Origin of the sequence: Acutalibacter sp. 1XD8-36, assembly GCF_009917525.1 — a bacterium.
Taxonomy (GTDB): Bacteria; Bacillota; Clostridia; order Oscillospirales; family Acutalibacteraceae; genus Acutalibacter.
In genome coordinates this window covers 284803-307785 of sequence record NZ_QZDU01000001.1, presented here as the reverse complement: position 1 = coordinate 307785, position 22983 = coordinate 284803, and the positions used below count along the sequence as shown (strand labels likewise).

General features: G+C 51.5%; 22 protein-coding genes and 1 tRNA gene. 16 read left to right on the top strand and 7 right to left on the bottom strand.

Annotated elements, in window-relative coordinates; translation table 11 throughout:
• Window positions 1-13 precede the first annotated feature (13 nt).
• The 9 genes from ligA to D5270_RS01760 all read left to right on the top strand — a co-directional run bounded on the left by ligA (window position 14) and on the right by D5270_RS01760 (window position 9637).
• Entirely contained in the window at window positions 14-1999 is a 1986-nt protein-coding gene (ligA, locus tag D5270_RS01800; protein ID WP_166542475.1) for an NAD-dependent DNA ligase LigA, read from the top strand.
• A 57-nt stretch (window positions 2000-2056) separates the two neighbouring features.
• Window positions 2057-3292, top strand: a complete 1236-nt coding sequence (locus tag D5270_RS01795; RefSeq protein ID WP_166542474.1) for a galactokinase — start codon at window positions 2057-2059, stop codon at window positions 3290-3292.
• Between the two features lie 21 nt (window positions 3293-3313).
• Window positions 3314-3784: an NUDIX hydrolase gene (locus D5270_RS01790; RefSeq protein ID WP_166542473.1), complete on the top strand. Its 471-nt coding sequence runs from the start codon at window positions 3314-3316 to the stop codon at window positions 3782-3784.
• A gap of 3 nt (window positions 3785-3787) precedes the next feature.
• Complete coding sequence (locus tag D5270_RS01785) at window positions 3788-4687, top strand: 4Fe-4S dicluster domain-containing protein (protein ID WP_166542472.1); 900 nt, start codon at window positions 3788-3790, stop codon at window positions 4685-4687.
• Between the two features lie 130 nt (window positions 4688-4817).
• Window positions 4818-5003, top strand: coding sequence for a FeoB-associated Cys-rich membrane protein (locus D5270_RS01780; RefSeq protein ID WP_166542471.1), 186 nt, complete (start codon window positions 4818-4820; stop codon window positions 5001-5003).
• 160 nt (window positions 5004-5163) lie between these two features.
• Complete coding sequence (locus tag D5270_RS01775) at window positions 5164-6750, top strand: PASTA domain-containing protein (RefSeq protein WP_166542470.1); 1587 nt, start codon at window positions 5164-5166, stop codon at window positions 6748-6750.
• A 181-nt stretch (window positions 6751-6931) separates the two neighbouring features.
• A complete protein-coding gene (locus tag D5270_RS01770; RefSeq protein WP_243150050.1) occupies window positions 6932-7954 on the top strand; it encodes a rod shape-determining protein in 1023 nt (340 codons plus the stop codon).
• Window positions 7955-7996: 42 nt separating this feature from the next.
• Window positions 7997-9043 carry a lysylphosphatidylglycerol synthase transmembrane domain-containing protein gene (locus D5270_RS01765; protein WP_166542468.1) on the top strand — a complete coding sequence of 349 codons (1047 nt, stop codon included), beginning with the start codon at window positions 7997-7999 and terminating at the stop codon, window positions 9041-9043.
• A gap of 3 nt (window positions 9044-9046) precedes the next feature.
• Window positions 9047-9637, top strand: coding sequence for a histidine phosphatase family protein (locus D5270_RS01760; RefSeq protein WP_166542467.1), 591 nt, complete (start codon window positions 9047-9049; stop codon window positions 9635-9637).
• Here the strand turns inward: D5270_RS01760 and D5270_RS01755 are convergent, their stop codons facing one another.
• Window positions 9638-10219: a uracil-DNA glycosylase gene (locus tag D5270_RS01755; protein WP_166542466.1), complete on the bottom strand. Its 582-nt coding sequence runs from the start codon at window positions 10217-10219 to the stop codon at window positions 9638-9640. It lies immediately after the preceding gene.
• 110 nt (window positions 10220-10329) lie between these two features.
• Between D5270_RS01755 and D5270_RS01750 the strand changes: the two genes are divergently transcribed.
• The 3 genes from D5270_RS01750 (at window position 10330) to D5270_RS01740 (ending at window position 13627) form a co-directional block, all read left to right on the top strand.
• Entirely contained in the window at window positions 10330-10944 is a 615-nt protein-coding gene (locus D5270_RS01750) for a class I SAM-dependent methyltransferase (protein WP_166542465.1), read from the top strand.
• 90 nt (window positions 10945-11034) lie between these two features.
• Window positions 11035-11601, top strand: a complete 567-nt coding sequence (locus tag D5270_RS01745) for a PduL/EutD family phosphate acyltransferase (protein ID WP_207709271.1) — start codon at window positions 11035-11037, stop codon at window positions 11599-11601.
• Window positions 11602-11680: 79 nt separating this feature from the next.
• Entirely contained in the window at window positions 11681-13627 is a 1947-nt protein-coding gene (locus tag D5270_RS01740) for an elongation factor G (protein WP_166542464.1), read from the top strand.
• Between the two features lie 23 nt (window positions 13628-13650).
• On the opposite strand, the gene D5270_RS01735 is transcribed toward D5270_RS01740, so the two are convergent.
• The 6 genes from D5270_RS01735 to D5270_RS01710 all read right to left on the bottom strand — a co-directional run bounded on the left by D5270_RS01735 (window position 13651) and on the right by D5270_RS01710 (window position 21019).
• Window positions 13651-14652 (bottom strand): Gfo/Idh/MocA family protein, encoded by a 1002-nt coding sequence (locus D5270_RS01735; RefSeq protein WP_166542463.1) that lies wholly within the window; start codon window positions 14650-14652, stop codon window positions 13651-13653.
• Between the two features lie 111 nt (window positions 14653-14763).
• A complete protein-coding gene (locus D5270_RS01730) occupies window positions 14764-15639 on the bottom strand; it encodes a sugar phosphate isomerase/epimerase family protein (protein WP_166542462.1) in 876 nt (291 codons plus the stop codon).
• A 47-nt stretch (window positions 15640-15686) separates the two neighbouring features.
• On the bottom strand, window positions 15687-16163 hold the full coding sequence (locus D5270_RS01725; protein WP_166542461.1) for a GyrI-like domain-containing protein: 477 nt from the start codon (window positions 16161-16163) through the stop codon (window positions 15687-15689).
• A 63-nt stretch (window positions 16164-16226) separates the two neighbouring features.
• Complete coding sequence (locus tag D5270_RS01720; protein ID WP_166542460.1) at window positions 16227-17303, bottom strand: 6-phosphofructokinase; 1077 nt, start codon at window positions 17301-17303, stop codon at window positions 16227-16229.
• 37 nt (window positions 17304-17340) lie between these two features.
• Complete coding sequence (locus tag D5270_RS01715; RefSeq protein WP_166542459.1) at window positions 17341-19467, bottom strand: RNA degradosome polyphosphate kinase; 2127 nt, start codon at window positions 19465-19467, stop codon at window positions 17341-17343.
• Between the two features lie 10 nt (window positions 19468-19477).
• Window positions 19478-21019, bottom strand: a complete 1542-nt coding sequence (locus D5270_RS01710) for a Ppx/GppA phosphatase family protein (RefSeq protein ID WP_166542458.1) — start codon at window positions 21017-21019, stop codon at window positions 19478-19480.
• Window positions 21020-21190: 171 nt separating this feature from the next.
• On the opposite strand from D5270_RS01710, the gene D5270_RS01705 reads away from it, so the two are divergent.
• The 4 genes from D5270_RS01705 to D5270_RS01690 all read left to right on the top strand — a co-directional run bounded on the left by D5270_RS01705 (window position 21191) and on the right by D5270_RS01690 (window position 22829).
• A complete protein-coding gene (locus D5270_RS01705; RefSeq protein ID WP_166542457.1) occupies window positions 21191-21661 on the top strand; it encodes a GNAT family N-acetyltransferase in 471 nt (156 codons plus the stop codon).
• Window positions 21662-21747: 86 nt separating this feature from the next.
• Window positions 21748-21834 (top strand) — tRNA-Ser (locus tag D5270_RS01700).
• 54 nt (window positions 21835-21888) lie between these two features.
• Window positions 21889-22347: an 8-oxo-dGTP diphosphatase gene (locus tag D5270_RS01695; RefSeq protein WP_166542456.1), complete on the top strand. Its 459-nt coding sequence runs from the start codon at window positions 21889-21891 to the stop codon at window positions 22345-22347.
• A gap of 20 nt (window positions 22348-22367) precedes the next feature.
• The gene (locus tag D5270_RS01690) at window positions 22368-22829 is read left to right on the top strand and encodes an 8-oxo-dGTP diphosphatase (protein ID WP_161473864.1); all 462 of its coding nucleotides are present in this window, start codon (window positions 22368-22370) and stop codon (window positions 22827-22829) included.
• The last annotated feature ends 154 nt before the right edge of the window (window positions 22830-22983 follow it).

Here is a 22983-nt window from a genome sequence, read left to right as displayed (position 1 = left end):
GACGAGGTAGTTTATGGACAAAAAATCAGTGGAGCAGGAGCTTGATGTACTACGAGAGCAGATACGCTACCACAGCAGGAAATACTATACTGAGGACGACCCGGAGATAAGCGATTTTGAGTATGACAAGCTGTACCGGCGTTTGGAGGAGCTTGAGTCACAGTATCCCGAGCTGGTGACGGCGGATTCGCCCACCAGACAGGTGGGGGGGGCGGTGTATAATACCTTTGCGGAGGTAGTGCACGAGGTACCGATGGAGAGCCTGCACGACTCCTTTTCCGAGGACGAGCTGCGGGACTTTGACCGGCGTGTACGGGAGGCAGTTGATTCGCCTGAATATATAGTTGAGCCCAAGTTTGACGGCCTGTCAGTAGCGCTGGAGTATGTAGAAGGCGTGTTTGCCAGAGGTTCCACTCGGGGAGACGGACGGAGCGGGGAGGACGTGACCGAGAACATCAGAACCATCCGCGCAGTGCCGAAAAAGCTACCCGAAGCTATACCGTTTTTAGAGATCCGGGGAGAGGTATACCTTTCAGACTCAGGCTTTGAGAAGCTCTGTGAGCGGCAGGAGCTTTTGGAGGAAAAGCCATTCAAAAACCCACGAAATGCCGCCGCAGGCTCCCTGCGCCAAAAGGACCCGAAGATAACCGCCTCCCGGGGACTTGAGATATTCGTCTTCAATGTCCAGCAGGCCAGGGGGGAGGAATTCACACGCCACGACCAGGCGCTGGAGCGACTGAGGGAGCTGGGGTTTCCGGTACCGCCCATATACTTTAAATCTGGGGACATGGAGGAGATAATCCAGTTTATCCGAGAGATAGGCGAGAAGCGTGGAGAGTATGACTTTCCCATTGACGGGGCCGTGGTAAAGGTAAACCAGTTTTCTCAGCGGGAGGAGCTGGGCAGTACGGCAAAATTTCCGCGCTGGGCTGAGGCATTCAAATATCCGCCGGAAGAAAAGGAGACGACACTTCTTGATATTGAGATAAACGTAGGGCGCACCGGCGTACTGACCCCCACAGGAGTATTTGAGCCGGTTACTTTGGCGGGTACAACAGTCAGCCGCGCAACTCTCCACAACCAGGATTTTATCACTGAGAAGGATGTGCGGGTTGGCTCAAGGGTAATTCTTCGCAAGGCCGGTGAGATAATTCCCGAGGTGGTGTCGGTGGTGGAAAACCCGGTAGAAACTGTGCCGTTCCTGCTTCCTGATACTTGCCCGTCTTGCGGAGAGCCTGTTTCCCGTCCCGAGGGAGAGGCTGCTGTCCGCTGTACTAACCCCCAGTGTCCGGCACAGCTTCTGCGCCACCTTATCCATTTTGCCAGCCGCGATGCCATGGATATCGACGGCCTGGGACCAGCAATATTGGAGCAGCTTACCCGGGAGGGCATGGTAAGCTCCCCGGCAGACCTATACTGCCTCACAGTGGAGCAGCTTGCCGGGCTGGAGCGTATGGGACAAAAGAGCGCTGAAAACCTTATAAACGCCATAGATAAATCCAAGCAAAATGACCTGCACAGGCTGGTCTATGCTTTGGGGATTCCCCATATCGGGGCAAAGGCCGCGCAGCTTTTGTGCAGAAGCTTCCCCAGTATGGAGAAGGTCATATCCGCAACGGCTGAGGAGCTGGCAGAAATAAACGGCTTCGGTGGAGTGATGGCTAAGGAGATAGTGGAGTTTTTTTCTCACGCTTCAGCAAGAGAACTTGTAGACCGTTTGGCGACGCTTGGAGTAAACATGCAGGCGGCGGAACAGGAACAGGCGGGCTCCATCTTTGAAGGCAAGACCTTTGTGCTCACAGGGACTTTGCCCAACTTAAGCCGTAAGGAGGTCTCTGAGCTAATACAGCGCAACGGCGGCAAGGTGACCGGCTCAGTCTCAAAGAAGACCTCGTATGTGCTGGCGGGAGAGGACTCAGGAAGCAAACTGGATAAGGCGAATACTCTGGGCATTGCGGTGCTCAGTGAGGAAGAGCTTATGGCGATGCTGAACGGATAAGTTTTCATGCCATAATATATTATTTCTTATTAAACAAACTAGAGAGAGGGCAAAGCTATGACAATCAATCTAAAAGACCTGTACAGCAGCCAGTATGCGGAGCAAGCAGAGCGTTATCAGCAGATACGAAAGGGCTTTGAGGAGACCTTCGGCAACTCTGAGGGGGCGGACTTCTACAGCGCTCCCGGGCGCACGGAGATAGGCGGCAACCATACCGACCATAACCACGGCCGTGTACTGGCGGCTTCCATAGACTTGGATATTGTGGGTATGGCAAGGAAAACCGATAACGGCGTGGCAAAGCTGCGTTCGCTGGAGTATCCCCGCATGGACGAAGTTGACCTTAGCGACTTGAATGCCCGCCAGGAGCAGAGCGGCTCCCAGGCCATAATCAGGGGTATCTGCGCCCGGTGTAAAGAGCTGGGCTATAATATAGGCGGCTTCGAGTGCTATACCCAGACCCGGGTGCTCAAGGGCTCAGGCCTGTCCAGCTCTGCGGCCTTTGAGATATTGGTGGTGACAGTTGTGAGCCATCTTTATAACGACGGCAATATTGACCCCATAACCGCCGCAAAGATAGCTCAGTACGCCGAGAATGTCTACTTCGGAAAACCCTCTGGCCTGCTGGACCAGATGGCAAGCTCCATGGGCAGCGTCACAGCCATGGACTTTGCCGACCCGGAGAAACCCCAGGTGGAGAATGTGTCCTTTGACCTGAACGCCTATAAACATGCCATGTGTGTTGTGGACACCGGCGGCAACCATGCAGACCTGACCGCTGACTACGCCTCTATCCCCCAGGAGATGAAGGATGTGGCGAAGTTCTTCGGCAAGGAGTTCCTGCGTGAGGTTGACGAGGCAGAGTTCTACAACAAGCTTGGCGAGGTCCGCAAGGCTGTTGGTGACCGCCCTGCACTGAGGGCCATGCACTTCTTCGACGACGACAGGCTGGCCCACGAGGAGGCTCAGGCGCTGAGGGATAGGGACTTTGACAGGTTCCTCACGATGGTACGTGCATCAGGAAAATCCTCTGTCCAGCGGCTTCAAAATGTCTTTGCTCCCGCCAGCCCCATCGAGCAGGGGATTACCTTGGCTCTCGCTGTAGCTGAGCGCCTGTTAAATGGCAGGGGGGCGTGCCGGGTCCACGGAGGCGGCTTTGCGGGCACTATCCAGGCCTATGTGCCATTCGATATTCTCGGCAGCTTTAGGGCTGGTATGGAGAAGGTGTTTGGCGAGGGCAGTTGCTATGTGCTGTCCGTGCGTGGGTGCGGCGGAGTGAAGGTTGAGGAATAAAACTTTCTGGAGGTGGAATAATTGACAGGGTATATAGGATTTCTGCGCAACTACGTAGGCCACCAACCCATACAGATGTGTGGGGCCGGGGTGTTCGTTGAAAATGAACAGGGCGAGCTTCTTTTGGGATTGCGGACAGATAATCATTGCTGGGGTATTGCTGGCGGCGCGGTAGAGCTGGGTGAAACTGTTGAAGCAGCAGCCATGCGTGAAATGTTTGAGGAAACAGGGCTTATCGCAGACGAGCTGGAGCTTTTAGGGGTATTTTCCGGAGAAGACACCCATTATACCTATCCCAACGGCGATGAGGTCTATATTATCGATGTTAAGTTTGTGTGCAGAAAATATCACGGAACGCTTAAATCCCAGGATAACGAGGTCAGCGAACTGCGGTTCTTCCCTGTTGATAAGCTGCCGGAAAATATCTCGCCGCCAGAAAAGGAATCTTTTAAGAAATACATCGAGCTGCGAAAAACTCAATCAAGGAGCTAAGATATGTTGAATGCAACTAAGAAGCCCAGCATACCGGCCGAGGAGATAGCCAGGGTCAAGGGCTTAGGATTTCTCTGGGATAAAAACACTCCCGACTGTTTCAACGGCAGGGTTATAACGCGTAATGGCAAAATGAACGCTCAGGAGCTGGCTGCTGTAGCCGAGGCCGCTGAAAAATTCGGCAACGGCGAGGTAACTTTAACCGTGCGCCTTACCGCCGAGATACAGAAGGTTCCCTTTGAAAACATTGAGCCGTTGCGGGCATTTTTGAAGGAGCGCGGTCTTGAGACTGGCGGCACCGGGGCCAAGGTGCGTCCAGTGGTGTCCTGCAAGGGGACCACCTGCCAGTACGGCCTTATTGACACCTTCGCCCTCTCCGAGAAAATCCATAAGAAATTCTATGAAGGCTGGCACGACGTGAAGCTGCCCCATAAGTTCAAGATAGCCGTGGGCGGCTGCCCAAACAACTGTGTAAAGCCCGATTTAAATGACCTGGGCATTGTAGGCCAGCGGGTGCCAGTGATAGATTTGGAGAAGTGCCGGGGCTGCAAGGTCTGCCAGATTGAGAAGAACTGTCCGATACACGCGCCGAAAGTTGTGGACGGCAAAGTCCTGCTGGATGACGCCAAGTGCAACCATTGCGGGCGCTGTCTGAATAAATGTCCCTTCAAGGCCTTCGAGGAGTATACCCAGGGATATAAGGTGTATATCGGCGGACGCTGGGGCAAGCAGGTAGCCCGAGGCAAATACCTTAGCAGGCTGCTCACAAGCCCTGAGGAAGTTATGGACGTAATAGAGAAGGCTATAACTCTGTTCCGGGACCAGGGACAGCAGGGGGAGCGTTTTGCGGACACTGTGGCCCGCATAGGCTTTGAGGAAGTTGAGAAACAGCTTTTAGGCTGATTAGTTAAGCAAAACCGTTGGACATATGGGCCGGCGGTTTTGCTTTTTTAGTTTGAAAATTATGGTGGACCTCTTGACAGAAGCAAATAGTTAGTGTAGACTAATTATATAACAAATTAGGAGGAAAGCTATGCTTTTATCTACAACAATCAATCTGCCAACTATAATAATAGGCGCCATAATAGCGGTCATATTTGCGGCGATAGTTATTCGCGGTATTATAAAGCGCAAGAGAGGAGAGGGCGGCTGTGGCTGCGGCTGTTCAGGATGCCCCAATAGTGCTGTATGCCATAAAAATAATTCGACACAAAAGTAGGACTATATATCTTTGCAGTATCTCAAAATAGATAAAAACCGGGCCTTGTTTTTTGTGACGAAATATGTTAAAATAGCATATAAATATTACATTTCGGGCGAGGGATACAGCCTTCACCTGAAAAGAGCAGTGGGGTAGGAAAATGTCCAGCAAACTCTGTATGAATTGTTTTTCCGGCTACAACCCAGAGACGGGTATAAGCCAATGCCTGACATGTGGATGGGACAATAATAAGCCCCAGCCCCATGGGGCGCTGCCGTACGAGACAGAGGTTGCCTCCCGGTACATAGTAGGCCGCGCGAAAGCCGCTAATGGTGAGGGCTTTACCTACTGTGCCCTGGATAATACTACACAAAAAACCGTGACACTCAGGGAGTTTTTCCCGAGGGCCATTTCCAGCCGTGAAGAGACCGGCATAATAGTGCCCAGCCCGGACCATGCCCGTACTTTCCGTCAATACAGCCGGGATTTTCTCGAACTTTCCAGAAGTGTAAGCAGGCTGCGTGAGGTCACTGTAGTTGAGTCGGTGCTGGACATCGTTGAGGATAACGGGACAGTCTATACCGTCTACTCTGACGAGGGAACCGTGTCACTGAGGCGTTATGTGCAGGATTCCGGCGGACGGCTTACGTGGAACGAGACGAGCAGGCTTTTCACACCGGTGATAACAGCCCTCAGCCTTATAAACTCCCTTGGAGTCAGCCACCTAGCCCTGTCACCGGATACCCTGAGGGTGAACAGTGAAGGTAATATGGTGATAACCGGGTTTCATATTAACGCCGTACACAGGGCAGGCGCGCTCCTGGACCTGGAGCTGCATAAGGGGTTTGCAGCAGTGGAGCAGTACAGCACCAAGGCCGCCTGCGGAGAGGTCAGCGACGTATATGCTCTGGGAGCGTGTATGCTCTTCTGCCTGACCGGGTTGGTTCCAGACGAAGCCACGCGAAGGCTTCAGGACCAGCGCCTTATGATATCAAAGGAAGTGCTAAGGATTGTACCGCCCTTTGCTGTAACAGCTATAGCCAACTCCCTGCAGGTCAAGCAGGGCAACCGTACCGGCAGTTTTGAGACCCTCCGAATGGAGCTTAATTCTGCTCCGGCGCTGGTAGATGAGGTGGAGGAGACGGACGCTATACGCCGTCTACCGCCGGTCTCAAGGGACCTGCCCAGAAGACGATTTTATTTGCCGCCGGTGGCGTGGCTGATAATCTCCTGTGTAGTTACATTGGTAATTCTGTTCACTATAGCTTCTTCATGGCTGGGCAATCGTGGGATGTCCTTTAATGACCTGAGCGGGATATTTGACAATAGCAGTATTGGTGAGCCTATAGAGGTGCCGGACATGAAGGGCCAGAGCTTCACACAGTGGGAAAATCGCACAAAGAGCGGCGAGTTTGATTTCAAGCTGGTTGTGAAAAGCAAGGAGTATAACAATACCATTGCAGAGGGTTACATAATAAGCCAAATCCCGGAGCCTGGCGAAACCGTAAAGCCGGGCGGTACCGTATCCGTAACAGTTAGCCAAGGCAAGGCCATTCGCCCCCTGCCGGATTATGAGGGGTTGAGCTTTGCTGAACTGCAGGGCCTTCTAAGGGACGACGGTTTCTCTCCCGCAAAAGAAGAGGTTTTTAGCAGCGATGTAGAGCTGGGCTATGTTATCGGCTATAAGGACCATGAAGCCGGGGACCAGGTGGATTACGGCGAGACCATAACGGTTATTGTCAGCGCCGGACCGGAGGAGGAATAACATAATATCAGCACAAATCGGGCTGCTCCTGTCGGTATAGATGGAGCGGCCCGCTCATATTCAGCGCGAAATACCGGCCCAATATTTAGTGCGTATCTGCCCTTGCATTATAGCAGAAATTGTGGTATCATAATAAGAAAGTTATTTACTCCCCTGGGAAAAGTGAAGGATGGGTTTCACGATGGGTAATGATATAGCCATTGATTTGGGCACCGCACGCTTTAAGGTCTACCAGGAGGGCAGAGGTATTGTTCTCAATGAGCCTGCTGTCATTGCGGTGGACAATATGACCGAGGAAATAATCGCCATCGGCTCCGAGGCCTATGGTATGCTGGGCCGTACCTCCAACCGTATCACGGTTGCGAAACCCCTATGCAACGGCGTTATCTCAGACCTGACATTGGCGGAGCACCTTATTGCCTACTATCTCCGCAGGCTTGGGCGCAGCCGGGTGTTTATGCCAAGAGTGGTGGTAAGCGTGCCCTGTGGTATAACAGAGGTTGAGAAGCGCGCCGTTGTGGACGCTATAAGTGCCGCAGGTGTACGGAAGGTGTGCCTTATAGAGGAACCGGTCGCGGCAGCCATTGGAGCAGGGGTTGATATAGCCGCGCCCCATGGCTGTATGATAGTTGATGTGGGAGAGGGCACAACTGACATGGCAGTTATATCCCTTAACGGTATTGCCATAGCCAATTCAACACATATCGCCGGTAAGGATTTTAATGAAGCAATAATTAAGCATGTGCGCAGGAGGTTTAACCTGATTATTGGTGACCGTATGGCTGAAGACGCCAAAATAGCTATTGGCTGTGCCTATCCTATGCACAAGCTGATTTCATATACATTAAAAGGTCTAGATACTATCAGTGGACTCCCGCGCACCACTACGATGACTTCAGACGACATGATAGAGGCCCTGATAGAGCCAGCCATCTCTATTGTCAGAATAGTTCAGGCTACCCTGGAGCTGACTCCGCCGGAGCTGCTGGCAGACATTTTTACTGACGGTATATACCTGACCGGCGGCTCCGCGAATCTGTATGGATTGTCAATACTGCTGTCCAAAAAGACCAAAATTCCAGTAGTGGTGGGCAGTGAGCCGGAGAATTGTGTTGTCAACGGAGCTGGCAGGGCTGTCAAGTTCATCGACAAGATGGACCGCACAGACCATGGGCGCATAAACCCGCTGATGGCATACAACTAATATAAAAGGACGGGAGCACTATCGATGAATGGACCAAATCCAGTGAAAAAGCGAAAGATACCCTGGAGTATGCTTTATATCGCCGCGACGATTATAGCTGTCATTTTATTCGGCATATTCAACCGCGAATTTGGCAATGTATTCTACACCATAACCCATCTGGCCCCGGGTTTTCTGGCGGCGGGAGTAGTTATAACAATAATATACTTTTTCTTCGAGGGCGGTATTATCCGGCTCCTGATGCACAGCCAGAATATCCCCATGACCCTGGGCTCCAGCATGAAAATAGGGCTTATCGGAATCTACTACTCCTATATTACCCCCAGCTCCACCGGAGGCCAGCCAATGCAGGCGGCCTATCTGCGGCGTGACAATGTGCCAGTGGGCCTCTCTACAGCGGTGCTGATAATGAAATTCTTTTGCTTCCAGTGCGCATTTGTTTTTTGCTCGATTCTCTCACTACTGTTCCTCCATGGAAAAATTGCCCGGGAAAATCCGGGTATTCTGCCGTTTATTTATGTAGGCATGGCGATAAACGGCGGCTCCATCCTTTTTTTCGGCTCTATGTTTTTCCGGCCGGTGCTGGGGGCCATATGCCGCTTTGCAAAATGGCTTACAGGGCGCTTCCCAAAGCTTGCCGCCCGGTTTCACGCTGAAGAGGCCATCGATAAGTTTGAAGCCGACTTTGACAGCTATACTGACGACTTTAAAGAAAAGAAAAACAGTGTTATCTGTGGTATCCTGCTGTCGATACCACAGTTTATACTACAAATGAGCGTACTGTACTTTGTGTTCCGCTCCTTTGGCTATAGCCAGGTGGGATATCTGGAGATACTGGCAATTCAAAGCCTATTGCAGCTGTCCGTGTCTTTCATGCCCATGCCGGGGGCGTCGGGGGCGCAGGAGATAGGCTTCTCCAACTTTCTGCGAAACTATTTTGTAAATAACGACCTATACGCGGCGGTGATGGTCTGGCGTTTTTTTACATATTATCTGGTGGTTATTGCCGGAGCCCTGGTAGTCGTGGCAGACCAGCTTTTATATGGGCGAAAGAAAACAGCCCTGCCGCCGGAAGAAGGGGAGGGCTGACTTATGGAGCTATATCTTGTACGTCACGGCGAAACAGACTGGAATGTTCAGGGAAAGCTGCAGGGCCGCGAGGATGTACCGTTAAATGAGGACGGCAGGGCCCAGGCAGTCCTATGCAGCGAAGCGTTGAGCGGCGCAGGATTCTCGGCAATATACAGCAGCCCTTTGAGCCGGGCCGTTGATACAGCTGCACAAATCGCCGTCTACCACACCAGGAAGGTTTCACTGGACCCGGCGCTCATAGAGCGCGACTACGGCAAACTTTCAGGGATGACCAAGGACCAAAGGGAGCGGTGGGAGGCCCGGGGCATGCCGACAGGGATGGAGCCGTGGAAAATGCTGGCAGGTCGGGCTATGGCGGCGGTAGACGGCTGCGCCCGGGTGTACAGTGAGGATGAGCGTGTGGCGCTGATATCACATGGAGCGTGGATAAACTCGGTTCTGGCGGTAATCTCCCGACACAAGATTGGTACAGGAAAGACCCAGCTGAAAAACACATGTATCTCTGTACTGCATCGAGAGCCTAAAGCGTGGGAGATAGTCTGCTATAATTTATCTCCAGAGGAGTATATCGAATGGGCAGAGGCACAGTAGCTATTCCGGCTTTGCAATATCGCAGCCGAGCTCGTCTATTTTTTCCCTGAGCTTCAAAAAATCCTCGAACGCCGCGGGCTTTTGTCCGGGATTCCGAAGCAGCGCGGCAGGGTGAAGGGTTGCCATCATCAAGGTGCCTTTTTTGTCAATAAACTCACCGTGCTCCTTAGTTATCTTGATGTCGGGCTTCATAAGGCGCATTGCCGCAACACGGCCCAGGCAGACCACTATCTTCGGGCGTATCAGCGCAAATTGGTTACGAAGCCAGTTAATGCAGGATTCCTGCTCCTCCGGCAGCGGGTCGCGGTTTTGGGGAGGCCGGCATTTTACAATATTTGCAATGTAGATATTGGATTTTCTGTCCAGGTCAACAGCGGTCAGAAACTTATCCAGCAGCTGTCCGCCGCGGCCTACAAATGGCTCTCCCTGCAGGTCCTCGTTTTCTCCGGGGCCCTCGCCCACAAACATCACCTTGGACTTGCGGTTGCCAACGCCAAACACTACATTATGCCTGCCAGAGCATAGCCCGCACTTCTGGCACTGCAGGCAGGCTTTTTCTAAATCAGCCCAATTATTATACATATCGACACCTCCATATCTGGTACGATTTTACCATATTAGGGATATAAAGTCAAATTTCCATTGATTTTTTCTTTTTCTGGGAGTATAATGTAAAGCATAGGAGGCATTTTATGGAAAACGGCGCACGGCCCTTTTGGGAGGAGACATACCGCAGCGAATCCCAGACGTTTTCCGTTGAGCCGAATGCAACTCTCAAGGAGTTTGAGCGGCTTCTCAGCAAACAGGCGGGAGCCCTTGACGTAGGCTGCGGGGAGGGGCAGAACTGCCTCTATCTTGCCAGGCAGGGGTGGACGGATGTAGACGCTTTTGACATATCAGTTTATGGGATAGAGCGGGTTCGGCGTCGCTGTGAAGCTGAAAGGCTCAAAATCAATGCCTTCACCGCTGATTTGCGCGAGTTTCAGTTCAAGAGGAGCTACGATTTGGTAATGTCCTTCGGCACTCTGCATTTCGCCAGCAGGGAGGAGTGGAAGGAATTTATCTTCCGGGCTAAGGAGAATACCAGACACGGAGGCATACATATTATGCAGATATTCACCGATACCCTGCCAGCCTCACCCGATATTGCTGAATTTGCCATAGGACTGGCAAGAGATGGGGAACTGAAGGAACTCTATGAGGACTGGGAAATCCTACAGTTTAAGTCGTACACATTTGAGGATGAACATCCGGGAGTACCAAAGCATTACCACGCGTCCAACAAGCTGGTTGCACAAAGAAAATAATACGCTGTAAAATCGCCGCAGCGTCGGACAATCCGGGAGCGGTAATTTTCTATATTTTTATATGACTTTATATTTCAGGAGGAAATTCAAATGAAAATTATGGTCGAAACTTCAGCCCATCATGTCCACGTATCAGAGGCAGACCTGGCGACGCTGTTCGGGCCTGGTGCTACTCTCACAAACAAAAAAAACCTGTCTCAGCCAGGGCAGTTTGCCTGCGCTGAGAAGGTAGAGGTTGTCGGACCCAAAGGCTCCATGTCTATGTCCATACTGGGCCCCTGCCGCAAAGAGACTCAGGTGGAGATATCTCTGACCGACGCCCGCAAGCTTGGCGTCACAGCGCCCATCCGCGAGTCCGGCGATTTAGAAGGCACTCCCGGCTGCACATTGAAGGGGCCTGCAGGTGAAGTGGCTATTGAAAAAGGTGTCATTGCAGCTAAGCGTCACATTCACTTTAACCCCGACGAAGCCAAGGAAGCTGGGGTCACAGATAAGCAGATTGTCTCTGTAAAGGTTGATTATAACGGTCGCAATCTGACCTTTGGCGATGTGGTCTGTCGTGTCAGCCCAAGTTATGCCCTTGCAATGCATGTGGATACTGACGAGTCCAACGCTGCGGCGCTGCCTGGGACTGTGGATGGGGAGATAATCCTGTAAGAAGCACAGGTATTAAAGATGTAAGCGGAAAAACCGGGGAGGCAGGCGCTTTCCCGGTTTTTGTATATGGAGGGAGCATATGGAGGACATAATAAATATCGGCATAGTAGCCCACGCCGACGCTGGAAAAACCACTCTCACAGAGCGGTTGCTTTTCGAGGCCGGGGAGCTGCGCACCCTGGGAAGCGTGGACAGCCGCAATACTCAGACAGACTGGTTGGATATCGAGCGGCAGAGGGGGATATCGGTAAAGGCTTCATCATCGCGGCTGTTCTGGAAGAAGTGCCAGATAAACCTCATCGATACGCCCGGACATGTGGACTTTGCCGGAGAGGTACAGCGCAGCCTCTCCATGTTGGATGCGGCTATTTTGGTGATTTCAGCGGCAGAGGGAATACAGGGCCAAACCGAAGTGCTCTGGGAGGCGCTGGACAAGCTGGATGTACCAACACTGATTTTTATAAATAAGATAGACCGCCTTGGGGCAGAACCCAGGGAGTTGATAAGCGAACTCTCCACAAGATTTTCCCCTAGTCTGGCTGTAATGGAGAGTTGGGAGGATGCACAGTCGCGCAACTGCCGGGTATTCTGTTTAGAGCCAAAGCAGGGGCCATTGAACGAGTGCCTTACCGAGTTGGCAGTTGAAAATGACGCCAAAGCCCAGGAATGTTTTTTGAACGACAGCCCAATCCCAGAGGACATATTGCTAAGAGCTTTGAGAGAAAGCATTGCAGTCCGCAGAGCGTTTCCGGTTTATCTGGGCGCTGCGGCGCTAAGCGTGGGTATCCGTGAACTGCTGGACGGAATAATGCTCCTTCCGAGGGCCAAGCGGCAAAGTGATTCACCGCTGTCCGGATTAGTATACAAGGTAGAACATGATAAGTCGATGGGCAAAGCTGCCCATGTGCGGCTCTTCTCCGGGGTTATTTCAAACCGTGAGCCGGTGCCCGTGCGGGGCAAGGAAAAGGTGGAAAAGGTGACACAGATACGCCGGGTGCTGGGCCAGCGCACGGTTGATATGGGGCAGCTTACCGCCGGAGATATTGGCGTACTGTATGGGCTTTCGGATATACGCATTGGAGACGTGATAGGGGAGATGGCACTCTCAAGGGAAGTGGCCATTGCCGCGCCTCTGCTTAAGTCCCAGGTATTTTCAAAAAAGCCTGAACAGTTGACAGACCTGGTAGCGGCCCTGCGCGAGCTGACAGAGGAGGACCCTCTGTTGGACATGGAGTGGGAGCCGGAGGAGCGGGAACTATATATAAAGATAACCGGCATGATACAGCTTGAAGTGATTGGAGCGTTTCTGAGGGACCGTTTTGGCCTTGAGGCAGAGTTTGCCAGCCCATCGGTGATTTATAAGGAGACCCCGTCAAAGCCGGGGGTTGGCATAGAGAACTATACCTGGCCCAAGCCCTGCTGGGCATGTATTGAGTTTAATATCGAGCCAATGGAGCGGGGCAGCGGATTTAAATTCCAGTCGGCAGTGGGGGATAGGGTGATACTCTCACGCTATCAGGCCCATATAGCCCAGACTCTGCCAGAGGCACTAAAGCAGGGCTTATATGGCTGGGAGGTCACAGATTTAAAAATAACACTCACCGGAGGGAGCCACCACCTGATACATACACACCCACTGGACTTCTTCACGGCAACCCCAATGGCGCTGATGAACGGACTTGAGAACACTGGCTCAACGCTCCTTGAGCCCATGGTAACTATGCGCTTCATGGCACAGGAGCAGCACGCTGGAAGCCTTATCCACGACATAGTGGCCATGCGCGGCAGCTTCGACAGCCCTGTTATACACAAAGATAGGCTTACTATGGAAGCACGGGTACCTGTAGCTACTTCCATGGATTATCCGGTCACCTTCGGCAGTCTTACCGGTGGCAAAGGCGTTATCAGCAGCCGCTTCTCCGGCTACGAGCCATGCCCTCTGGAGTTGGGCAAAACAACAAAGCGCCGTGGGCTGGACCCCAGGGACAGGGCCAAGTGGATACTCCACTCCCGCAACGCTTTGTAGTAGAAAACTATTTATTCATATTTTTAGCGTCCAATAGCGTCACTGGGAAACCGCACACCTGAGGAGCTGCGGGCCTGCTCCATGAACTCAGCGGTTTCAATACTCAGCTCGGTACACCGCAAGTATTCCTCCCGAGTCACGTTTGGCTCGGTGATATAGCGGTAGAAGTCCCTGGCCTCATGGCTCATAAGCAGGTATTTCTCGTCCCGCCCAAACAGCGTCTCAGTGGAGCCGTCCTTTAGGCGTAGTGACATATTTCCAAGCGTTGAGATGGACTCTACGGAAACCGTGCCGTCAACTCCCTGGAAGTCAGACCCGGCCCCTGCCTGGCCTACCTTAGAGTATGTGATGCTTACCAGCTTGTCCGGGTACTCCATAGTTATGGCCCCGGACTGGTCCGCGCCGGTTTTCATCAGTACGCTTGAGGCAGACCAGCGCTCTGGTCTGCCAAATAGGTATAGCGCCGGATACACACAATAAACCCCCAGATCCATGAGCGCGCCGGTCTCCATCTTAGGGTTAAAGATATTCGGCAGGACTCCGGCAAGATATGTGTCAAGCTTGGACGACCGCTGGCAAAAATCCAACCGTGCCATATTTACATGCCCTATTCTGCCAATGGCCTCATCTAATATCTTCCTCTGGGGCAGGTGCATGAACATAATAGCCTCCATGAACACCAAACCTTTATCAGCAGCCAGCTGGACCAGCTCACGCACTTTCTCAGCCTGAGCACAGAGGGGTTTCTCGCATATAACGTGCTTGCCGTGGCTAAGGATGGTCTTGCACTGCTCGTAGTGCAGAGCGTTGGGGCTTGCTACATATATAGCGTCTACCTCCGGGCAGGAGGCCATAGCCTCGATATCAGTGAAGCTGAGCCTGGCGCCGTGCTTTTCGGCGAACGCCTCAGCCCGGGCCTTGTCCCGAGAGTATACGGCGGTCAGCTGCCACAGGCCGGTATCTTTGGCGCCGTGGATGTATTCCTCACATATCCAGCCGGAGCCGATGGTTGCAAAATTCAGCATAGATAAATCTCCTTACAGCATACAGACTTAATGGTCTAATTTCAATATTAAAGATAAGAAAACTGCCAAATAAGGATGGACCGCACCCAATCAGGCTGCGGTCCTCTGCTGTTACGCCTCTTCCCAATACTTCTTCAGATTGGCAAGGCCGACTCTAATGGCAGTCAGTGCAGGTTCCATTCCCTCAAACTCGATGGCGATAGTGTCGTCATAACCAGCACGCTTGAGGATACTTAGACACTGCTTAACCGGTACGTTGCCATGTCCTATAATAGTGCCACGCAGATAATTGCCGGCCCTGGTCTGGAATGCGCCCTCACCGGGGTCGTTGTCGTAGTAGCTCTTGATTATGAAGTCTTTAGCGTGGACATAGCGGGTGTAGGGAGCAACTCGAGCCACGGCAGTTGCGGGATTCTCGTCGGCGCAGGTAAAGTTGCCGATATCGCACAGAAGGCCGAAGTTGGGATGGTTTACGGTGTTATACAGCAGCTCCACCCTCTCGGAATCCTGGGAGAAGAACCCATGGTTTTCGGTCATGGTGACAATGCCCTCACCGGCGGCGTACTCGGTTATCTCTCTCACTGCCTCGGCAAGCTCCGGCACCAGAGCGGCATAGCTTTTGGGGGAATCCTTTTGACCCATAGTGATATCATGGCGCATACGGGGGGCACCAAGTATTTCGGCAATATCCACCATGTGCTTGACACGCTCGATTTCAGCTTTTTTGTCGCCGCTGCCGTCCAGTCCGTTCAGAAGGTCTGCCCCCACTGCAAAGGATGAGATGGACAATCCCTGCTTGTCTGCTTCCTCGCGGAGCCGCTTTGCAGCCTCAGGCATTTCATCTGGGGAGGAACAGCCCATGACGAAGTCTACCGCCTCTATAGCGTCAAATCCGAACTCTTTTGCTTTTGCCACACACTCCAGCGGAGTTATCCCCCCGCTGCGGATGGCGCTGAAAAAGCTGTAAAGGCTGACTGAGAATTTCATGATAATGTTTCCTTTCTGGAATATATTTAAATTGGTGGGACAACAAATTAAGTATTCTTGAGCTTAACCGGGATGAAACACTCCATAACCGCATAGCCCTGAGCGCTTATAAGCTCAGGAGGGGTTATGATATGGCCCATAGAGTAATGATTGGGCCGCTCATCAAGCTCGAGGACATCGCTTTTCTCTATATACTCAATAGCTTCCTGGTATAGCTTATTATTTGTGTCTTCATCATGGTCGCGGTAAATGTACGTCAGATACATCCCTCCGTCAAACTCGACTTTAGCAAGGCTGCCGTCAGGTATATTCTCCTCAATGGCATACCACCACTCCAGCCCATTGGCCTCTTTATTATAGAACAGGAAATCCCTGGGCATAAAGCTATCCCTGGGGGAGGGAGTTATAGCGCTAAAATACTCATTGAACTTGCCCAGTATACCTGTCGGAGAGAAGTCAAACTCCGGGTCTGGCCCTGATGTAACGGCGGTAAATGGTGGAAGGGAAATAATACGGACTTCCATAGTAAAAGCTCCTTTATGTTTTATTTTCTGAAAATCTAAATCATCAGAATAAATTAAAGTAAATCAATCACCAAAGCTTATACCTATCTGCCTGGCGGCTTGTACTTCCCCGCAGTCTACCGGCACAGCCTTAAGTTTTCCGGCTACTTCCTCCAGCGGTACCGGCACGCACTCACCGTTTACCATGCCAACCATAACTCCAAATGTCTTTTCCTTAATGAACTTAGCAGCTGTAGCACCAAGACGCGTGCACAGCACTCTGTCATACGCGCATGGACTGCCGCCTCGCTGGAAATGCCCGGGTACACAGACGCGTATTTCGTTATCAATTTTATCCTGAAGTTCCTCGGCAATGCGGTATACAATGGAGGGGTAGTTCTCAGCAGCCCTTGCCTTCTTAAATTCTTTCTTGGAAAGCTTGGCCTCCTCTTTTGAAATAGCTCCCTCAGCTACAGCCAGTATAGAAAATTTCTTGCCGTTTTCAATACGGTTGTTGAGGGTCTTTGCCACCTTGTTGATGTCATAGGGAATTTCAGGCAGCAGGATAACGTCCGCACCACCGGCAATGCCAGCCGACAGGGTCAGCCAGCCAACCTTATGTCCCATGACCTCCACAATGAATATTCGGCCATGGGATGTAGCAGTGGTGTGCAGGCAGTCAATAACATTGGTGGCAACTTCGACCGCGCTGTGGTATCCGAAAGTAACATCAGTGCCCCATACATCGTTATCGATGGTTTTGGGCAGATGTATCACATTCAGGCCCTCCTCACGCAGGAGGTTAGCAGTTTTTTGAGTGCCGTTGCCGCCTAGAATTACCAGACAGTCAAGCTTCATCTTCTTATAGTGTGACTTCATAGCAGCGACTTTATCCACGCTGTTCTCGTCAATAACTCTGATAGTCTTGAATGGCTGGCGGGAGGTGCCTAATATAGTACCGCCCTCTGTAAGAATGCCGGAGAAGTCCGAGGGCTCCATCAGCCTGTATTCCCCGAAGATAAGCCCTTTATAGCCGTCTTTAATGCCGTATATCTCTACATTCTTGCCAAACTCCTCATAGAGCCCCTTTGCAACGCCTCTTATGGCGGGATTCAGTCCCTGGCAGTCTCCGCCGCTTGTTAAAATACCTACTCGCTTCATGATAAATCATCCTTTCATTCTAATATGATATATTGTCTTACCGCACATCCTCCGCTGAGTGTATGGGAATGAGCGGGCTGTCATTCTCAACATGCTGCAGTGCTTTCAGCCTATCCTGGGCCTGCTTATAGAAGGTAAGCTGACTGCTGAATATCGAGCGGCCCCTGCGGTTTACATGCTGATAGCTGGTGTCCGCCTGCATGACCCGGGCGTTAGTGTTGTCTGAGAGCAGAGTGTCTAGAATCCCAAAGGCACGCTCCTTTAAGTCTGCGTCCTCAATGGGGAAGACAAGTTCAACCCGGCGGTCAAGGTTTCTGGGCATCCAGTCGGCGCTCCCCATATATATCTTAGGGTCCCCGCCGTTTTCAAACCTGAATATGCGGCTATGCTCCAGCAGCTGGCCCACTATACTGATTATCTGTATATTTTCGCTGACTCCCGGAAGGCCGGGTATCAGACAGCAAATTCCCCGCACAACGACCCTCACCGGCACGCCGGCTTCACTGGCCTCATAGAGCATGGAGATTATCTCCGGGTCCACCAGAGAGTTTACCTTAGCAGTAATACCGCATGGCAGGCCGTTTTTAGCATTATCTATTTCCTGCCTTATGCGCCGGACGAAGAAGCTGCGAAGCCCATGGGGGGCCACGGCGAAGTGCTGGTACTCAGGGGGGCGTGAGTATCCAGTTATCACATTGAAAAGGGAGGAGGCGTCAGCGCCATACTGACTGTTACAGGTGAAAAGCCCAACATCGGTGTATATCTTGGCGGTGGAGTCGTTGTAGTTGCCGGTGCCAAGGTGCAGATATCGGCGTATACCGTCGTCCTCCCGGCGCACAACCAGAGCAATTTTACAGTGGGTCTTCAGTCCGTGCAGGCCGTATATAACATGGCACCCGGCTTTCTCCAGCTTCTGGGCCCAGTTAATGTTGTTTTCCTCGTCAAAGCGTGCCTTTAACTCCACAAGCACCGTCACCTGCTTGCCATTTTCAGCGGCCCTAATAAGTGCGGCAATAATAGGCGAGTTACCGCTGACCCGGTAGAGGGTCTGCTTGATAGCGAGCACATCCTCGTCCTCAGCGGCCTGTTCAATAAACTTAACCACACAGTCGAAGCTCTCATAGGGGTGATGCACCATCCTGTCTTTATCCCTAATAGCCTCGAATATATCGTCATACCCCCAGAAATCTGCCGGAGACACGGGGATAATGGGCTTAAAGCACATGTCCTCACAGCCCTTGACGCCTGCGAACTTTGAAAAGAAGGTCAGGTCCAGAGGGCCGGCTAGCTGGTATATCTCGTTTTTCTTTATTTTCAGCTGGTCTATGAGAAAGCTGCGCAAATCCTTATCACACTTTTGCAACAGCTCCAGCCGGACAGGACGGCCGCGCTTTCTGCGCTTGATGGACTTCTTCACTTCACTCATGAAGTCCTCAGCCTCCTCGTCTATCTCCAAGTCTGAATCCCTGGTGACCCGGAAGGGACACGCGGCCTTTATACTGTGCAGTTCAAAGAGCTCGGGCAGGTTATCGGTAATGATATCCTCAAGGAGAGTAAAAGCCCTTCCTTCAGTGCACGGCAGCTCCAGGAATCGGGGAAGTATGGCAGGCACCTGTACAACAGCAAACTGCTTATCTTTATTTTTCTCCTTTTCCTTGCTGTCCTTGCTCTCAAGCCGCACGGCAATGTTCAGCGACTTATTGGCAAGCTGTGGGAAAGGCCTGCTGCCGTCAACTGCCAGCGGTGTGAGCACAGGGAACAGCACATTTGAAAAATATTTGTCAAGGTACTCCTTTTGCTTTGCGTCCATATCCCCGATAGAGAGAAAGCGTATCCCGCTGCGCTCTAAAGCGGGCAATATTGACCGGTGCAGGCAGGAATACTGCCGTTCCATAAAATGGTGGGTCTTCTCCTCTAGGGCAGTTAAAAGCTCCTGCGGAGTCAGGTCAAAGCTCTCCTTTGGTTTATACCCAGAGTTTACCTGAGCTTTGACCCCGGCAACACGCACCATGAAGAACTCGTCCAGGTTTGAGCCGGTGATAGCCAGAAAGCGCAGGCGCTCTATTAGAGGGTTCTCTTTCTTTGTAGCCTCCTCAAGCACCCGTGCGTTAAAGTCCATCCAGCTCAGTTCCCGGTTATAATAGGCCATCTTTTTATCAGCCATGCTAAACACCTCATATTATGTCAAATTTCACAGAAAGTTCAGGCGAGAGCCCGAATACGTCCTTGAAGAATCTGGCGGCGCACTCAAAGTCCCACCGCTCCAGCAGCGTATTGGAGGATGACTGTGCCTTTATGAGCACCCTATCCTCCTCCAAACTCATTTTCACATTTTTCAGCTTCTCAAGATGGGATTTATCCATTGCATTAGCCAGCTGGAAAATGGCGGAAAGCTTTGATACCACAATCTGCTCCCTGGAGGAGAGGGCCGCAAACTCCGGGTCATTCAGGTCGTTGGAGATACTGCCAGCTACAAGGGCAACCTCCAGTACCTCTTTTGAGGACATCCCGAATATGTCCATTCCTCTGATAATGTCAAAGGTACATCTGCTGTGCTGTCTCATACTTACGTAACTGCCGCAGCTATGCAGCGCCGCAGCCAGCTCCAAAATCAGACGCTTTGACGGGTCCAATCCATGTATCTTTTTTAGCTTGTCAAACAGTTTCCCGGCATATTCACCGATAAGCCTGCTATGTTTTTTATCGCAGTGAAACGCTCCTGCGGTAGTCATAGCGCAGTCTAGGGCATTTTCCCGCAGGAAAGCCGCCCACTCGCTGTCGGCCTTGGGGCTTAGCATATAGCGAATGACTGCCTGAGTCAGGTCAAACGGGGGAGAGAGTATCTCACGGGCCTCGGGACAGAAGCGTACCATGCCCCGGTATATGAACAGCGCCGTATATAGTAATGACGCCTGGCTTTCGGTGATACCGTACCTGAGGGCAATGTTCTCCGCTGTAAGGGAGCGTACCGAATCATACAGCCCCTGGAGCTTTTGCACGTCAATATGGAACACCGGGCCTATCTGCTTGCTGCCGCAGAGCTTTGCAATAAGCTTGATTTGAGTGCCGGTGAGCACCAGATTGCGTATGGGGAATCCGGAGAGATTCATGCGGTTGAGCATGGTGTCCATATATTCTTCAAGGATATAGTGGAAATCGTCGGCGTTGCGCCGCAGCTCACCCATTACATCGTGGAGCTTCAGGGCCCCCATGGGGATGTTCTGAAAGTAGACTATCCTCCCGCCGTCCAGAACAGCCAAGCCGACGCTGCCAGAGCCTATATGTGCTGCCAGTGTGCAGCTGTCCTTAACTGAAGCCTCGCCACCCAAACACTTTTTCAACTCGGAGAATATATAGGCCTTCTCCTGGCTGCCGTCCAGGACGGTAACGTCCATATTATTGCGCACTTTTAGCTGGTCCACAACCAGCGAGCGGTTTTTTGCTTCAAGCAGAGCTGTGCCGGATACCACCCGAGGCTTCTCAATGCCATATGACAGCAGTGCCTCTGAAAACTTATCCAGTGCCGAGGACAGCTGCCTGAGGCTGTTAAAACTAATAGCTCCGGTTTCAAACACATCGTGGTCCAGGCTTATAGGGTATTTCAGGTAATCCAGGCTGCGTATCTCGCCCTTGACAAGTTGAGCCACCCGCATGGCAATATTGTTCGTGCCTATCTCAATGACCGCCGCTGTATTGGCGGCGCCTTTTTTGTTCAAGGATATCCCTCCTAAAGCAAGTCTATGTTCTGATTATACCAAATTACAAAAGAATATTCAAACATTCTTTTTGAAATTTTCCAATTTTTTTCATCATAGGCAGCAGCCTTGCTTGACACACAGCAACCAACATGATATAATCGAAAAAATTCCAGTTTAGGGGTATTGGGGATGGAGACAGAGAGACTGTATATACGTAAGTTTGTAGTAGTGGATACTGATGACTTTTGCGAGCTGATTAGGGACAAGATGGCTTCACCATACGCTATATACGACAGTGCCTTCCCTACAGACGATGCTGGCCTGCGTGAGGTCTTGGGCTATTTTGCCAGCACGGATGAGTTCTGGGCGCTGGAGTTAAAAGAGGAGCGTAAAATTATCGGGTTTATCAGCCTTAACCACGTAGACGATACCTCACGCAACCTTGGTTATTGCCTTCATACCAAGTGGCAGGGAAAGGGCTATGCAACAGAGGCTGCCCGCCGCATGATTAGGTATGCCGCAGAGGAGCTGGGACTTGAAAAGCTTGTGACCGGCACGGCAGATGAAAATCTCCCTTCGGTCAGGCTGTTGGATAAGCTGGGATTTGTAAAAGTAGGGCTGGGAAGCTATGAATTGTCCTTAAACTTCAAAGGGGAATAAAATAGTTGTAATTTAGCTTTGATTTTTTTGCAAAAAACTCTTGATTTTTTTGGCGGGATAAGGTATAATAATCGAGCCGGGGATACGGAGAGGTATTCTAATTGGTAAGGAGCCACATTGGAAATGTGGTGTGCCGCAAGGCATTGTGCGTTCGAGTCGCATCCTCTCCGCCAACAAAGGGAGCGTCGGAGCTTTTCCGGCGCTCTTAACTTTTTCGGAGGTTGAGTATGTCCAGGAAAGTACAAGCTGAGCTGGTGACCATGTGCATGATATATGACGGAGATAATGTACTGGTACAGGACCGTGTCGACTCCGGCTGGCCTGGTATAGCCTTTCCGGGAGGCCATGTTGAGCCCGGTGAGCCCTTCACTGAAGCGGCGGCCCGGGAGGTTTATGAGGAGACCGGACTTACTGTGTTGCACCCAAAACTCTGCGGAGTGAAGGAGCGTATGGACAGTGACGGCTCCAGATATATCGTATTTTTATATAAATGCTGTGAGTTTTCCGGTAAACTTCGCTCGTGCATCGAGGGAGAAAACCGCTGGGTCAATAAATCAGACCTTAAAAATATGAAGCTGGCTGATACCATGTATGAATTGCTGCCGCTCTTTTTTGAGGACAGCTATAGCGAGTTTGTTTTAAGGCGAGGAGAGAATGGAGAAGTGCAGGAGCTGAGGCTCCTGTAAACATAGAGGATGGGATACAGATGTCCAGAGAGATAAAAGCAGAGCTGACAAATATGTGTATGATATATCGGGGCGGCGAGGTGGTCGTACAGCGCCGCAGCCCGGAAAAAGGCTGGCCTGGGGTCACCTTCCCAGGCGGGCACGTTGAACCGGGGGAGAGTATAACCCAGTCGGTTATCAGAGAGGTCTATGAGGAGACCGGGCTTACTATTACACACCCGCTCCTATGCGGTATCAAGAATTGGATAGAGGACGATGGCTCACGCTATATCGTCTTTCTATATAAATGCAGTACGTTTTCCGGGGAGCTCACATCCTCGGAGGAGGGGGAGGTCTTCTGGGCAAATCGCGCCGATTTGCCCGGTATGAATTTGTCCAGTGGCATGGAGGAGACCTTCGAGGTGTTCTTTAGAGAAGATATCAGTGAGCTATCTTATTTCCGGGAAGACGGGGAAAATGACTGGCAGATAGTGCTGGAGTAAATACGCATTCTTAACATTGTGAGGGGATATCATGAATACAGTGGCTGAACTAACCAATATGTGCATGATAATGGATGGTACAAAGGTACTGGTACAGGCCAGGTCAGCCAGTGACTGGCATGGCATAGCTTTTCCTGGCGGGCAATATTGAGCC

Bases quoted from the DNA above. Each gene is read 5' to 3' on its own strand.
- ligA (WP_166542475.1), top strand. From the start codon at position 14: ATGGACAAAAAATCAGTGGAGCAGGAGCTTGATGTACTACGAGAGCAG.
- D5270_RS01795 (WP_166542474.1), top strand. From the start codon at position 2,057: ATGACAATCAATCTAAAAGACCTGTACAGCAGCCAGTATGCGGAGCAA.
- D5270_RS01785 (WP_166542472.1), top strand. From the start codon at position 3,788: ATGTTGAATGCAACTAAGAAGCCCAGCATACCGGCCGAGGAGATAGCC.
- D5270_RS01780 (WP_166542471.1), top strand. From the start codon at position 4,818: ATGCTTTTATCTACAACAATCAATCTGCCAACTATAATAATAGGCGCC.
- D5270_RS01775 (WP_166542470.1), top strand. From the start codon at position 5,164: ATGAATTGTTTTTCCGGCTACAACCCAGAGACGGGTATAAGCCAATGC.
- D5270_RS01770 (WP_243150050.1), top strand. From the start codon at position 6,932: ATGGGTAATGATATAGCCATTGATTTGGGCACCGCACGCTTTAAGGTC.
- D5270_RS01760 (WP_166542467.1), top strand. From the start codon at position 9,047: ATGGAGCTATATCTTGTACGTCACGGCGAAACAGACTGGAATGTTCAG.
- D5270_RS01755 (WP_166542466.1), bottom strand. From the start codon at position 10,219: ATGTATAATAATTGGGCTGATTTAGAAAAAGCCTGCCTGCAGTGCCAG.
- D5270_RS01750 (WP_166542465.1), top strand. From the start codon at position 10,330: ATGGAAAACGGCGCACGGCCCTTTTGGGAGGAGACATACCGCAGCGAA.
- D5270_RS01745 (WP_207709271.1), top strand. From the start codon at position 11,035: ATGAAAATTATGGTCGAAACTTCAGCCCATCATGTCCACGTATCAGAG.
- D5270_RS01740 (WP_166542464.1), top strand. From the start codon at position 11,681: ATGGAGGACATAATAAATATCGGCATAGTAGCCCACGCCGACGCTGGA.
- D5270_RS01735 (WP_166542463.1), bottom strand. From the start codon at position 14,652: ATGCTGAATTTTGCAACCATCGGCTCCGGCTGGATATGTGAGGAATAC.
- D5270_RS01730 (WP_166542462.1), bottom strand. From the start codon at position 15,639: ATGAAATTCTCAGTCAGCCTTTACAGCTTTTTCAGCGCCATCCGCAGC.
- D5270_RS01725 (WP_166542461.1), bottom strand. From the start codon at position 16,163: ATGGAAGTCCGTATTATTTCCCTTCCACCATTTACCGCCGTTACATCA.
- D5270_RS01720 (WP_166542460.1), bottom strand. From the start codon at position 17,303: ATGAAGCGAGTAGGTATTTTAACAAGCGGCGGAGACTGCCAGGGACTG.
- D5270_RS01715 (WP_166542459.1), bottom strand. From the start codon at position 19,467: ATGGCTGATAAAAAGATGGCCTATTATAACCGGGAACTGAGCTGGATG.
- D5270_RS01705 (WP_166542457.1), top strand. From the start codon at position 21,191: ATGGAGACAGAGAGACTGTATATACGTAAGTTTGTAGTAGTGGATACT.
- D5270_RS01695 (WP_166542456.1), top strand. From the start codon at position 21,889: ATGTCCAGGAAAGTACAAGCTGAGCTGGTGACCATGTGCATGATATAT.
- D5270_RS01690 (WP_161473864.1), top strand. From the start codon at position 22,368: ATGTCCAGAGAGATAAAAGCAGAGCTGACAAATATGTGTATGATATAT.